This window comes from Pseudobacter ginsenosidimutans (genome assembly GCF_007970185.1).
Classification (GTDB): Bacteria; Bacteroidota; Bacteroidia; order Chitinophagales; family Chitinophagaceae; genus Pseudobacter; species Pseudobacter ginsenosidimutans.
Map to the genome: position 1 here is coordinate 4,654,067 of NZ_CP042431.1, position 12,813 is coordinate 4,666,879.

Here is a 12,813-nt window from a genome sequence, read left to right on the forward strand (position 1 = left end):
AAAATAAGGCATATTGCCGAGAGCCCGAATACCGATTTCCGGTACATTTTATGTCAAATTTGTTCCTATTTTAGCCATATGTTCACCAGAAACAAGTGGCTTTTCGTTTTTACAGGACTGGCAGTTGTAATAAAGGTTTTCTCCCTGTTCCCGGATGCCGTTGAGCGGTATTATTCCAATGGTATCTACCCGCTAATAGGAAAACTGCAGCGAGCCCTTTTCGGCTGGATACCTTTCAGCGTGGGTGATATTTTCTATGCAGTGCTGATCCTGCTCTTGCTGAGGAAGATAGTGGTGCTGGTGAAAAAGATAAAAAAGAGGGAGGCCAACAGGGCTTACTGGCTGGCCGGACTGAAACAGTTCATCTGGGTAGTGGTACTGGTCTATGTTTCTTTCAATGGCCTCTGGGCGCTGAATTACAACCGGAACGGCATCGCTTCACAACTCGGCCTGAAGGTTAGCACCTATACGCAGGAAGAACTGGTAGGGGTGATGGAGACCATTACTGAAAGACTTGCATCCCTCGATAGTGCCGCCTTACTCACCCGGCCGGATATACGAAAAAAAAGGAACCTGTTCCGCAATGCGGTCAACTCCTATGATTCTCTGGCAGCACATGATCCTGTTTTCGATTATTCCATTAAATCAGTGAAGCCTTCATTGTACAGTTATCTGGGGAACTATCTTGGGTTCACGGGTTATTATAATCCATTCTCGGGAGAAGCGCAGGTGAATACTACAGTTCCACTTTTTATCCAACCCTTCACTACCTGTCATGAAATTGGTCACCAGCTCGGATATGCGAAAGAGAATGAAGCAAATTTTGCGGGTTACCTGGCTGCAAAGAGTTCTTCGGATGCGGCTTTCCGTTATTCCGTGTACTTCGACCTGTATACATATAGCTGGTATTACCTGTACAATATCGACAGCGCCATGGCACGCCGCTTCAGCGAGCGCTTGCCCGTTACCGTTAAGAATGATTATAAGGAATTGAAAGAGTTCAACAGGAAGCACCGCAATCCGGTGGAGCGGGTGATAGATCATTTGTACGGTCAGTACCTGAAGGCGAATGAACAACCTTCAGGCAAACTGGCCTATAATGAAGTGATAGCGTGGCTGGTAGCGTATTATAAGAAATATGGGAAGGAAGCGATCTAGAACTTGTTCTTCCACATCATGCTCTCCACAGGTCTGTCTGGCTGACCACTGTACTTGGCATTCTTCTTCTGGTTATACTTGATCTCGATCTCGCCTTCAACAGGGAAATAGATCAGTTGACCCACGGGCATTCCCTTGTACACTTTTACTGGTTGCTTCACAGAGATCTCCAGGGTCCAGTGGCCGCAGAAACCAACATCGCCTTTCCCGGCCGTGGCGTGAATGTCGATACCCAGGCGTCCTGTAGAGGATTTGCCTTCGAGGAATGGTACATGGGCATGTGTTTCGGTATATTCTTCGGTTACTCCCAGGTAGAAGATATGCGGATAGAGTACGAAGCCGTCATCAGGGATCTCAAATACCTCGATCTCATTATGCTTTTTGGCGTCCAGGATATGTTCCCGGTAGGTAGCAAGGTGCTTACCGAGATGCACATCATAGGAGTTGCTGCCCAGGCATTGCCGGTCATAGGGCTCGATCTTGATTGTCCCTTTTTCTATTTCTTCCAGTATTCTCGAATCCGACAGGATCATATTGGTATTTGTTTTGATGAATCAGCAAATAAGTCTTATATCTGCAATCTAAATGCTTAATTCTTACCGTGGGTTTGTTTTATCAACATAATATCAACGGGGGCACAAAAGTAGCAATTTGGCGAATTGAAGAGGATGAAAGTTTTTTCCTCCAAAAAGTACCCCTCAAAGCTAATGTATCGCATCCTTACAAGCGCCTTCAACACCTGGCAGGCCGATACCTGTTACCTGAGCTGGTGGAGAATTTTCCGCTGTCGGAGATCCTGATCGCCGATACCCGCAAGCCTTTCCTTGAAAATGAACAATACCATTTCTCCATTTCACATTGCGGAAATTATGCCGCAGCTATCGTGAGCAGCGAGGAAAGGGTAGGCGTGGATATCGAACTGGTGACGCCCCGTATGTATACCATCGCCCATAAATTCCTTCATGAATCGGAACAGGCTTATTTGCATGAATGGGAATACATGAGCAAGGTCCACCTGGAACTCATGACCATCCTCTGGTGCGCCAAGGAAGCGGTATACAAATGGTATGGCAACGGGCAATTGAGTTTCCGGGAAGATATGCGGCTATGTGGCCCGGTTGTATTTGGGTCCAACGACTGGATCCAGTTCCCCTTCGAGTTCCGGAAAGACGGTATAGTGCCACTCACCATCCGCGCACGGATCTTCGATCCCCTGGTAATGGCCTATGTTACCACCGATGAAACAATCAAAGTGTAAAGGATCTATACTTCCTCCGTTTCTTCCAGTGTATCGTCTATCAGGTTCAGTTGAATGTCTTCGCTTCCGGCAATACCTTCTATGGAGCCCTTGATATGTGCTACGTTGAGCAATACTTTATCGAGTTGCTTTTCGCGGGCCTTCCAGAGTTTTTCCATAGCATCCCTTTCTTTCTGAATGCTGAGGCGGATTGAGAAAAAGCCTTCTCGGATAGCTTTCCATTGTTCACCGAATTCATGACTGGTGAGATAATCGTAAAGCAGGTGCATTTTATCTCCCCGGTTCTGCTGGCTTCTCACGGCCGTGTACATTTTCAGGATGCCTTCGCGCAGCACCTGAGTGAGGGCTGCTACTTCCGTATAGGAACAGATCCAAACGCCATCCAGTAAACCGAAAACCTCCATCTGGTCTGGTCTTGCCTGTGTTACAAGAACAGCAACATCTGCCTGAGTGGAGCGCATATCGGTCTTGAGTTTTTCGATCCAGGCCTTTTCAAAATGTTTGGTGCGTTTGCTTTCGTAAATGATCTTACCGCATTCCTGTCCGAAACTATTGCGGACGGTCTGGATACAATCTGCTCCGCGAATGCCTTTACCTACTTCCTGTATCATATCGAAGGGGAATGCGAGGCGCAGCATTTCTTCCAGGGCCAGTTCCTGGATCTCGCCCTGTAACTGCATGGAGCCCTGTTCTGCTTTGCGTTTCATTTCGTCTGCCAGTTTCGTCTGGTCTTCCAGTTTTTTTTCCATCTCTTTTAAACGAAACTGGTACTCTGCTTCGCGTGAAGAAAATCTTTGTTCTTCCTGTTTACGCAGTTCTTCTGATATCTTGTTTTTTTCTTCCAGCAGTTTGCGCTGGAGTGTTAGCTCCAGTTCTGCTTCTTTGTCTTTCAGCTCTTCTACCTGTTTCAGAAAATTGATCTCACGATCGCGGGCGGCGCGGAGCTTTTCTTCCGTGTCTTTATTGTTATCTTCCAGTAACTGTATTTTGTGGGCGTAGTCTGCACTGATGTTCTTACGGAGGTTCTGCTCCAGCGATTGCTGCAGTTTCAGTTTTTCTTCGTCAAATTGCTTTGCTACGGCCTGCTTTTGCAGTTCAGCTTCTCTTTTCCATTCATTTGCCTTTTGCTGGAATTCTTTTTGCCAGTCTTTCTCTTTTTGCTGGAATTCGTCTTCTTTTTTCGCGAATTCCTCTTCCTTCTTTTTCACAAAATCCTTCATCTTGTCTCTCAGCTCCTTCTTCACATCCTCGGAAAGGGCATCGGAAATAGCGAACTCGTGTCCGCAATCAGGGCACTTTATATCTGCAGCCATCCAGTCTGTAATTTTTTGCAAGTTTACAAAGAAGCCGCGGTTAAATAAGGAATGGGGAAAACACCTGAACAAACTTGGAAATAATTTGCTTACTTTTATTTCATTATTCCACTTCCTCCGTCCTCCCCCCCAACTCTAAATTTTTTCCCCGCCAGGTTAGGCTGCTGTACAACACATTAACCGAACACTGATCAAAGCTGATCTGTGTCTGCCTTTTATTCAACCAACTCAACTTTGTTGTATGCAGGGAACAATGGCTGTTGTAACGATGTTTGCTTCCAATTTTGCTCCTAAGAACTGGGCCTTCTGTAATGGACAGATATTGCCGATAAGTCTGAACCAGGCCCTGTTTTCCTTATTGGGCACTACTTACGGTGGAAATGGCGTAACTACATTTGCACTTCCCAATTTACAGGGGAGGGTGCCGATAGGAACTGGCAATGCTCCGGGAATGTCCGCCTACGTATTAGGGCAGGCTGCAGGAAGTCCCACCACTACACTTACTCTGAATAACCTTCCCTCGCATGAGCATGGTGCAGGAACAGTTCCGGTTGCCATTGATTGCGATTCCAATGCGGCATCGGAGCAGTTCCCTGATGGCTTTTATATTGCCGGCCTCAACAACTCCTTCAATATTTCTCCCACCAATGGAGTGAGTATGCAGGCGCCAGTGTATACAGCCCTTATCGGACCAGCCGGCAATAACCAACCGATCCCCCTGATGCCACCTTACCTGACTGTCAATTTCATCATTTGCCTGGCAGGTATATTTCCATCCAATAGCTAAAACCAATACTTATGTTCATAGAACCCTATCTCGCCAATATCACCATATTCGCAGGGAACTTTGCACCTGTGGGCTGGATGCGTTGCAATGGCGCCATTTTAGCAATTTCAGAACATGATGCTTTGTTCACACTTATCGGCACAACTTACGGAGGTGATGGCATAACAACTTTTGCCTTACCTAATCTGCAATCCCGGGTTGCCATTCATGCCGGAACAGTGAATGGTAACACTTATATCCTGGGAGAGATGGCAGGCACGGAAGAAGTTACGCTCACTGTGAATACAATGCCGGCACATACTCACCCGGTGATCTCCGTATCCGGAAATATTCCAGCCAGCGGCGCTGCCGGCAATCAGAGCAGTCCTTCAGGCAATGTGCCGGCAATATCTCCGGTGAATGTTTACAATCCTTCAGGCGATGGCTTTGGATTGGCGCCCGGGCAGGGCTCGGGAGCAACCGGTGTAGCAGGAGGCAGTCAGCCATTTTCCATTTTATCGCCCTATCTGGCCATGAACTATATCATCGCTGTTCAGGGGATCTTCCCATCACAGGGTTGATTCATCATTACTAACCATCACAAACAACCGATATGGAAGGAGTATTAGCATACGTTACCCCATTTGCCGGCAACTTTGTACCACGGGGCTGGGCAACCTGCCAGGGTCAGATACTGGCCATTTCCAGCAACACGGCATTGTTTGCCCTGCTGGGCACTAATTATGGCGGCAATGGTCAGACCACTTTCGGATTGCCGGACCTTCGGGGAAGAGCCGTTGTGGGCGCAGGGCAGGGGCCGGGATTATCACTTTACGATCTTGGACAATTGGGAGGAAGTGAAGCCACTACTTTGCTGACCTCGGAGATCCCTCTTCATAACCATGGCATCCAGCTGGCCTTTACACCAAAATGTTCTTCGGTCAATGGTAATACAGGCGCGCCGGCCAATACTACTTATGCCCCGCTGAGCAGTGGCGCAAGTGCTTTCAGCGGCGTTCCCAATGCAAAAATGAAGTCTTACAATGCAACGGTGGTAACCGGACCGGGCGGAAACGGATTGCCTTTCAGTAACCGGAATCCATACCTGACGCTTACCTATATTATTTGTATAAACGGAGTCTTTCCACAAAGACCTTAACACATGAATAAAACGATCGGATTATTATTGCCCCGCTCTTCCGAGTATCCTTCGATGGGCTTCGATATACTCGCTGGCCTTAAATCTGCACTGGCATTGCATTCCAGTGATGTCTTCCGCTATGTGACGGAAAATATCGGGTTTGGCGAGAACCCTATGCACAACTATGCCTGCGCCGAAAAGATGATCTTGCAGGAAGATGCATCGGTGATCATCTGTTACAGTCATTTCCTGAATGCAGAGCCATTGTATACTTTGGCCACATCTTCAGGAAAGACCTTCATCTTCCTGGATGCGGGCATGCAGATGATGACCGTTCCGCAACATGAGCGTTGTTTCCATATATCGTTGCAGGGTGTGCATGCATGCTCCATCGCAGGAGCGAGAGCAGCAGCAGGAAACAAAAATGTTCTGATCGCCACTTCATTCTATGATGGCGGATACCGCGGGCCCTGGGGCTGTCACGAAAGCATCGTCAATGCCGGGGGTAAAGTATGCGGCAATTATGTGAGCGGCTACAAAACAGCAGAGTTCTCTATCGAAAAATATCTTCATCTCCTGCAGCATTCAGGTGCAGAAGGAGTGGCGGCCTGTTTCAGCACTTACCTGGCAGTCCTTTTCTTTGGAGCCTTGAAAGAGGCAGGCGCATCCGCCACAGCGCTCCCTTTCTATTGTTCTCCTTTTATGGCTGAAGAGGAATTGATGAAGAAATGTGAATTCCCCGGAGGCAGTTTCCATGCAGTGGTCCCATGGCATTCTTCCATCGTCAATAATAAACAGCAGTTATTCTCCGCCGTTATGAAGCATGACCATGATAAGGATCCCAATATTTTTTCACTGCTTGGCTGGGAAGCTGCCCTGTTGCTGTGCCAGCTGCAAAACAATGGCAGCGGATCGCTGAAAGGGTGGACCTATGAAAGCCCCCGTGGTGAAGTTACCATCCACCCGCAGACGCATCATACCTATGCGCCTTTGTATTATGGAAGGATAGTGGAAGATGGCAATGGGAAATGCGCCTGGCAATATCATGAAACCATTCCGGCAGACCCGGCTACACATATCCGTTACCTGATAGCAGAGAAGAACTTTGTGGCTTCCGGATGGAAGAATAATTACTTCTGTATATGATTCGTGTTGCCATTCTTTGTAATGATCGACTTTGCCTGCCTGCTGTGAGCTGGCTGATGGCATCAGGGCTGGCAGTAGCAGTAGGAATGCCTGCGGCTACGCATGAGACTTCCCTGCTCATCCGCAGTCAATGTCAGCATTCAGGGCTGCCATTTCAAAGTTTCAGCAGAAAATCATTTGCTGAAGATCTTCGTCTCTGGCTTGACGCCTATCAGCCGGACCTGGTACTGGTGAAAACATTTCCCTGGTTGATACCGTCTGCTTTGCTGAACATTCCTTCAAAAGGTTTTATCAATTTTCATTATGCTCCTTTGCCTGCTTACCGCGGTCCATCTCCTCTGTTCTGGATGGTCCGTAACCAGGTGAAACAGGGAGGCGTTACTGTTCATCAGATAGATGAACATTTTGATACCGGGCCTGTGATGCTGCAACAACCGGTTTTGATCCATCCGGATTTTACTTTCGGAATGCTGGTATCGCAACTGGCATTTGCCGGTTTGCATTGTTGCAAAGCGCTTATGCAGGGATTGAATGACGGTACGCTGAAGCAAATACCACAGCCGGAGCATAACGCAGGATGGTATCGCCGTCAGGAGCCTGCAGACCTGGTGGTTGACTGGGAGAAAATGTCAGCTTCTTCCATTCGCGCACTGGTACTGGCCTGCAATCCCTGGAACAAAGGCGCAGCCACTTACTGTAACAATTGGATCTTTGGTCTGACAGATGTTTCGCTGGCCGGAATCATTGGTAACGGAAATGAACAATCGCATTTGCCCGGAACCATATTGACCGTTGATGAAAAGAACGGTGTACTCGTTTCCTGTCTTCAAAACCAGCTTCTCAGGATCGATGTGATCTACTGTGAAGAGGGTTTCTTCCCCGGTTATAAGCTCTCCTCTTTTGGTATCAAAGCCGGCTACAGGCTGGGACATTACACAATGCCTGCTCCTGCAATTCAAACTCCTTCCCATGCCAACCTATATCCATCAACTTAAAACAATGTGTAATGACAAATCATTTACCTCTGATTGCATTCGGGAAACGGCTATTCATAACGGTTATGGTATTGATGCTGGTATTGACCGGTATGGCGCAACAGTGGACGAACGTAACCCGATTCGGCACTTCAAATGGCTTCGAAACAGGACGTGGTGTTTGTACTGACGCCAGCGGGAATGTATATTATGTTGGTCAATTTTCAGCAGGCACTGATTTCGATCCCGGCCCGGGTAATACAACTTTAACACCCGTTGGCATTTACGATAATTTTATAACGAAGTACAATTCATCCGGAGTATTCCAGTGGGCAAAGCAGTGCGGAGGAGCGAGCCAGGATTTTGCAGTGGGGATCACTACAGATGGAACGGATGTGTATATCGTTGGTAATTTCCATACAGCCGCAACCTTTGACGCCATCAGCCTTTCATCCAATGGCGGGGCCGATATCTTTGTTGCGAAATTGAGTGGCAGTAACGGCGCTTTCCAATGGGCACAGCATTATGGCGCCGGAAGCAGCGATAATGGTCATTCCATTTGTACGGATGGAGCAGGTAATCTGTACATTACAGGAACTTTTACCGGCAATGCCACCATTGGAGCATTCCCGCTTACACCAACCGGAGGAGGCGGCAGCGATCTGTTGATAGCCAAACTCTCTGCATCCAATGGTGCCATATTATGGGCTGTAAACGGAGGCTCATCCAATGCAACTGATGGTACTGCATCAACAATTTGTTATCATCCGGGTCTCACTGAAGTGATCGTTGGCGCTGCTTATAATGCAGCGAATGCTACATACGGAGGTTTCAATCTTACCAATACGGGCGGCAATGATATGGCATTGCTGGAACTGAATGCAAACACGGGAGTCTTCCTTCAGGCTTTCGGGTTTGGAGGAACAGATGCCAATGATGATGAAATTGCCGGTGTTTGTTATGATCCGGTGACTACCGATATTTTTCTTACAGGATTCTATAAAGGCGGACTAACGTTTACGGGCACACCGGCTTTGACCAATGCAGGAATGGGCGATTTTTTTGTATCCCGGTATAACCCTGTTACCAATGCTTTTACATGGGCAGTCAGTGGAGGTAGTTCAGGAGAGGAGCGCAGTTATGGTATCTGCAGCAACGGGGCAGGTTCAGTTTATATTGCCGGTTACTATAGTGCGTCTATGAGCTTCGGGGCTGTCAATCTTACTGCAGTTACCGCAGCACCGGAAGTGCTGGTAGGTGGACTCAGTGTTGAGAATGGCGATAAACAGTGGGCATTGAGTGCATCGGGAAATGATGCTACGCTTGCTGATCAGGCGCGTGCAATATCAACAGGCGGACCGATGGGGAAGATCGCAGTAACAGGCCAGTTTGCCGGTGCAGCCAGTTTTGGTCCATTCAATTTCAATGCTGCCGGTAATGTGGACATCTTCCTGGCGCAACTCGGCAGCGCCCCCGTACTCACTGTTGCTACCACAGATCCGAATTGCGAAAATGGCTGCGATGGAAGCGCTACTGCTAATGTATCCGGCGGTGTAGCGCCTTATACTTATGCATGGTCCTCAGGCAGCGGAACTGCTGCAACGGAAAACAATCTTTGTGCAGGAGGATATGATCTTACGGTAACCGATAATATTGGACAAGTGGTGGCGAAGAGTTTTACGATAAGTCTTCCTCCTGTTTCTATCGCCAATGAAGGAGCGGATAATGCTGCCTTCAATATCAGTTCCTCCAATACATGGATCGCCAATTCCGCCTGCCGCCTTATTGCGCGGGTTGTGCCGAATGGCACCAGTCCGATCGGCGGACCAACCAGTGCCTTTGTGAAATTTGAGCCGCTGGTGCCGGTATTCCCGTTGGTAACCGGACAACCATTTGTACAGCGACATTACCAGATCACGCCTGCATCCGGCGCGTCTTCGGCCACAGGAAGGGTAACGCTTTATTTTACGCAGGCAGAATTCAATGCATTCAATGCCCACCCGGGTGCTACCTTGCAACTGCCAACCAATTCAACAGATGCGGCAGGTAAAGCCAATCTCCGGATCGGAAAATACCCCGGCAGTTCAAGTGATAATTCGGGACTGCCCGGAACCTATACCGGCGCAGTGGAAGTGATCGATCCGAATGATGCTGATATTGTTTTCAACGCAACAGAGAATCGCTGGGAGATCAGTTTCGATGTGGAAGGTTTCAGTGGTTTCATCGTTCAAACTTCTTCTGCGCCGCTGCCAGTCACCTGGCTGCGGGTAACCGCATTCCTGGATGCGCAACAAAAAGCACAGCTGAGATGGGAAGTGCAGGAAGCGAATGTTGAGAATTATTTGGTGGAAAGATCAACCGACGGGGTCGGCTACGCCACCATCAGCACCATCATTTCTCAGGGAGATGGGGAACATAGTTACAGCTTCAATGAATCCACTTCGCATACTGGTAAGGTTTATTACCGGATCAGGCAGGTGGATAAAGACGGGCGCGCCTCTTACAGTCAGATAATGATCGTTAACAATCAGCAGGGAGGTACCGTTACCGTATATCCGAACCCGTCAGGTGGCGTGATGAACCTGAACATTACGGACAGGAGCCTTATGAATACAGTGGCCAGGTTGTATAACAGCGATGGACGCGAGTTACAGCAGATCAATATCAGGGAGACCGTAACCAGGATCTCACTAGGTAATTATGTCAAGGGGACTTATTTCCTCAGGCTATCCAACGGAGAAACTTTGAAACTGATAAGAAAATAAGGTTGGTGGATTAGTTGGAAAGTCGCGGTATTGAGAAAAGTCAATACCGCGACTTTTTTCTTTCTAAATGTTTCTATTTAATAAACCATCTTAGTCAATTCTGATATGAATAAAAAAGAATATTTTTATGGCTCTATAGCCTCATCCTTGATACTAATAATCAAAAACAATTTTATTTCATCCTTTCTCAATGGAAAACCTAGTAAATGAGCAGGTGATTTTAAATCGGGTTGCGGCGGATGACAGGGACGCTTTCAGAGAGATATACAACCACTATTATCCGGCAGTACAGCAGTACGTGCTGTTGTTTTCGTTTGATCTTTCGAGACAGGATGAACTTACCCAGGATGTTTTTGTACGGATCTGGGAAAAGAGACATAAGCTCACCAATGTAGAATCATTCCAGAACTATCTTTTCAAAATAACCAAGAACCAGGTATTGAATTATATCCGCGGTGCGCGGGTGCAGCAGCGGATCAAGGAAGCCCAGCTATTGTCCGACGAGCCCGTTACGGACGATACGGACCACAAGGTGCAGCTCAATCAATATTATCGTATGGCGGCGGACGCAATCGAACAACTGCCGGCCGGCAGGAAACAGGTTTTGAAAATGAGCATCGAAGAGGGACTTACCCTGGATGAGATTGCCGAAAAACTGGGGATTTCCAAATCCGGGGTCAAAAACCAGCTTTATGCAGGGATTGCCCATGTTCGTCAGTACCTGGAAAGAAATGCAGGGATCTCCACTTTATTATATGTATTCCTTTCTCTGTTAGACGGGTAAATATTTTTTATTTCTGAAATCCTTGCCAGGACTGCATTTCAGAGATTATTCAAAAAAAACTTCAAAAATTTTCTGGTTCCGGGGTGTCCTTTATCGATTAGGCCGTGTCTTTATTAATGTTATGAATATCCAAGAGGCACGGACATTTGTTGCCAGGTTTGTTCAAGGCAATTACACCAGGGAAGAGCATCTCGCCTTCCACGAGTGGGTGAATGGCGCCTCTATGGATCATATCGAAGCAATTGCCGATGAGTTTGCCTTTCTGCAAAAGCAGGTGGTACTGACTGGCAGGCCTTCTATGGAATGGGCGAACAGTTTGGAAAGCAGGATCGATTCCCTGAAACCAGCCAGCGTGGTGCCTATGGGACGTAGAAGGAAACTCAACGCCGCTATTGGCTGGGCTGCAGCAGTGGTGGTTGTATTGGGAGCTGGTCTGTATTTCATGCTGAATAAAAGTGGCGCTGAAAAAGCAGCCACGGAGGAACTGGCAACAACTGGTACAAAAATCCTTCCTGGATCTGATAAAGCTGTTCTTACACTGGCCGATGGCCGTAAAGTACAGTTGAGCAGTAGTTCAGATGGGATCCTGGCAGAAGAAGGTGGTTCTGTTATCAGAAAGATCAATAACAGCACGCTGGTATATGAACAGCAAGTCAATGCAACACAGCAGGCTGAAGAATACAATACGATCAGTACACCCAGGGGCGGACAATACCAGGTAGTATTGCCGGACCAAACCAAAATTTGGTTGAATGCTGGTTCCAGCATCCGTTTTCCGGTAGCTTTTACCGGAAAGGAAAGAAGGGTGGCTATCACCGGTGAAGTATACTTTGAAGTGGCGAAGAATCCAAACAAACCATTCAAGGCGGTGATCGCAACTGAATTAACGCCCGATGGAGTTACAAAGGGCAGGGGGGAAGTAGAAGTTGTGGGAACACATTTTAATATCATGGCTTATAAAAATGAGCCCGTAATACAAACTACTTTGTTGAAGGGGTCGGTAAAAGTTGTTTCCGATAAAGTCAGCAAAGTGTTGAAACCCGGCCAGCAGGCTACGATCATTGATTACCCGGTTGCTACTGACCAGTTGACTGTACAGGATATTTCCAATGCAGAAAACCTGGTTGCCTGGAAAGATGGATTCTTCCCCGGTGGTTCAGCCGATGTAATGATGCGTCAGATCGCCCGTTGGTATGATGTTGACCTGGCATACGAAGGAAAAGTTCCGGAAATGAAGTTTGAGGGGCAAATACCCCGCACGGCCGGAATCGAAAGTGTACTCAAGATCCTGGATGCGAATGGCATCCATACAGAGCTCGACAAAACCAAGAGGAAAATAGTTGTAAAACAATAATTGCCAACCGATTAGGCGTTCGGTACAATTTATTGTTCAGACAGAAACTCATTTTCCATTAATCATTAAGCCCATCCTAGTGCTGCTTTTTTCGGAAAATAAGAAGCGGCGGAAGCTACTTACTGCGACCTTAGGCTATATATTTGCTGAAAGG

The 12,813-nt window shown here is 47.5% G+C and carries 12 protein-coding genes; 10 read left to right on the top strand and 2 right to left on the bottom strand.

Translation table 11 applies throughout. The annotated features are described in order from the left end of the window. Positions 1-78 precede the first annotated feature (78 nt). The gene (locus FSB84_RS18330; RefSeq protein ID WP_130539361.1) at positions 79-1,158 is read left to right on the top strand and encodes a DUF3810 domain-containing protein; all 1,080 of its coding nucleotides are present in this window, start codon (positions 79-81) and stop codon (positions 1,156-1,158) included. On the opposite strand, the gene dcd is transcribed toward FSB84_RS18330, so the two are convergent. Beyond that, positions 1,155-1,691 (bottom strand): dCTP deaminase, encoded by a 537-nt coding sequence (gene dcd / locus FSB84_RS18335; RefSeq protein ID WP_127124599.1) that lies wholly within the window; start codon positions 1,689-1,691, stop codon positions 1,155-1,157. The genes FSB84_RS18330 and dcd overlap by 4 nt on opposite strands. Positions 1,692-1,759: 68 nt before the next feature. Between dcd and FSB84_RS18340 the strand changes: the two genes are divergently transcribed. Further along, positions 1,760-2,416, top strand: a complete 657-nt coding sequence (locus tag FSB84_RS18340) for a 4'-phosphopantetheinyl transferase family protein (RefSeq protein ID WP_130539362.1) — start codon at positions 1,760-1,762, stop codon at positions 2,414-2,416. 5 nt (positions 2,417-2,421) lie between these two features. Here the strand turns inward: FSB84_RS18340 and FSB84_RS18345 are convergent, their stop codons facing one another. Beyond that, positions 2,422-3,729 carry a DUF2130 domain-containing protein gene (locus FSB84_RS18345; protein WP_130539363.1) on the bottom strand — a complete coding sequence of 436 codons (1,308 nt, stop codon included), beginning with the start codon at positions 3,727-3,729 and terminating at the stop codon, positions 2,422-2,424. Positions 3,730-3,970: 241 nt separating this feature from the next. Here FSB84_RS18345 and FSB84_RS18350 point away from each other — a divergent pair, with 241 nt between their 5' ends. The 8 genes from FSB84_RS18350 to FSB84_RS18385 all read left to right on the top strand — a co-directional run bounded on the left by FSB84_RS18350 (position 3,971) and on the right by FSB84_RS18385 (position 12,659). Beyond that, entirely contained in the window at positions 3,971-4,516 is a 546-nt protein-coding gene (locus tag FSB84_RS18350; RefSeq protein ID WP_130539364.1) for a phage tail protein, read from the top strand. Positions 4,517-4,527: 11 nt separating this feature from the next. Then, entirely contained in the window at positions 4,528-5,076 is a 549-nt protein-coding gene (locus tag FSB84_RS18355; protein ID WP_130539365.1) for a phage tail protein, read from the top strand. Positions 5,077-5,108: 32 nt separating this feature from the next. Continuing rightward, positions 5,109-5,654 (top strand): phage tail protein, encoded by a 546-nt coding sequence (locus tag FSB84_RS18360; protein ID WP_130539366.1) that lies wholly within the window; start codon positions 5,109-5,111, stop codon positions 5,652-5,654. Between the two features lie 3 nt (positions 5,655-5,657). After that, positions 5,658-6,782, top strand: a complete 1,125-nt coding sequence (locus FSB84_RS18365; protein WP_130539367.1) for an ABC transporter substrate-binding protein — start codon at positions 5,658-5,660, stop codon at positions 6,780-6,782. Then, complete coding sequence (locus FSB84_RS18370) at positions 6,779-7,777, top strand: methionyl-tRNA formyltransferase (RefSeq protein WP_130539368.1); 999 nt, start codon at positions 6,779-6,781, stop codon at positions 7,775-7,777. The genes FSB84_RS18365 and FSB84_RS18370 overlap by 4 nt, the downstream gene beginning before the upstream one ends. An 11-nt stretch (positions 7,778-7,788) precedes the next feature. Continuing rightward, on the top strand, positions 7,789-10,521 hold the full coding sequence (locus FSB84_RS18375; RefSeq protein ID WP_130539369.1) for a T9SS type A sorting domain-containing protein: 2,733 nt from the start codon (positions 7,789-7,791) through the stop codon (positions 10,519-10,521). A gap of 190 nt (positions 10,522-10,711) precedes the next feature. Beyond that, a complete protein-coding gene (locus tag FSB84_RS18380) occupies positions 10,712-11,305 on the top strand; it encodes an RNA polymerase sigma factor (protein WP_130539370.1) in 594 nt (197 codons plus the stop codon). A 121-nt stretch (positions 11,306-11,426) separates the two neighbouring features. Then, positions 11,427-12,659, top strand: a complete 1,233-nt coding sequence (locus FSB84_RS18385) for a FecR family protein (protein WP_130539371.1) — start codon at positions 11,427-11,429, stop codon at positions 12,657-12,659. Positions 12,660-12,813 lie beyond the last annotated feature (154 nt).

Excerpts from the sequence above, each read along its gene's own strand:
- FSB84_RS18330 (WP_130539361.1), top strand. The coding sequence starts at position 79 with ATGTTCACCAGAAACAAGTGGCTTTTCGTTTTTACAGGACTGGCAGTT.
- dcd (WP_127124599.1), bottom strand. The coding sequence starts at position 1,691 with ATGATCCTGTCGGATTCGAGAATACTGGAAGAAATAGAAAAAGGGACA.
- FSB84_RS18345 (WP_130539363.1), bottom strand. The coding sequence starts at position 3,729 with ATGGCTGCAGATATAAAGTGCCCTGATTGCGGACACGAGTTCGCTATT.
- FSB84_RS18350 (WP_130539364.1), top strand. The coding sequence starts at position 3,971 with ATGCAGGGAACAATGGCTGTTGTAACGATGTTTGCTTCCAATTTTGCT.
- FSB84_RS18355 (WP_130539365.1), top strand. The coding sequence starts at position 4,528 with ATGTTCATAGAACCCTATCTCGCCAATATCACCATATTCGCAGGGAAC.
- FSB84_RS18360 (WP_130539366.1), top strand. The coding sequence starts at position 5,109 with ATGGAAGGAGTATTAGCATACGTTACCCCATTTGCCGGCAACTTTGTA.
- FSB84_RS18365 (WP_130539367.1), top strand. The coding sequence starts at position 5,658 with ATGAATAAAACGATCGGATTATTATTGCCCCGCTCTTCCGAGTATCCT.
- FSB84_RS18370 (WP_130539368.1), top strand. The coding sequence starts at position 6,779 with ATGATTCGTGTTGCCATTCTTTGTAATGATCGACTTTGCCTGCCTGCT.
- FSB84_RS18375 (WP_130539369.1), top strand. The coding sequence starts at position 7,789 with ATGACAAATCATTTACCTCTGATTGCATTCGGGAAACGGCTATTCATA.
- FSB84_RS18380 (WP_130539370.1), top strand. The coding sequence starts at position 10,712 with ATGGAAAACCTAGTAAATGAGCAGGTGATTTTAAATCGGGTTGCGGCG.
- FSB84_RS18385 (WP_130539371.1), top strand. The coding sequence starts at position 11,427 with ATGAATATCCAAGAGGCACGGACATTTGTTGCCAGGTTTGTTCAAGGC.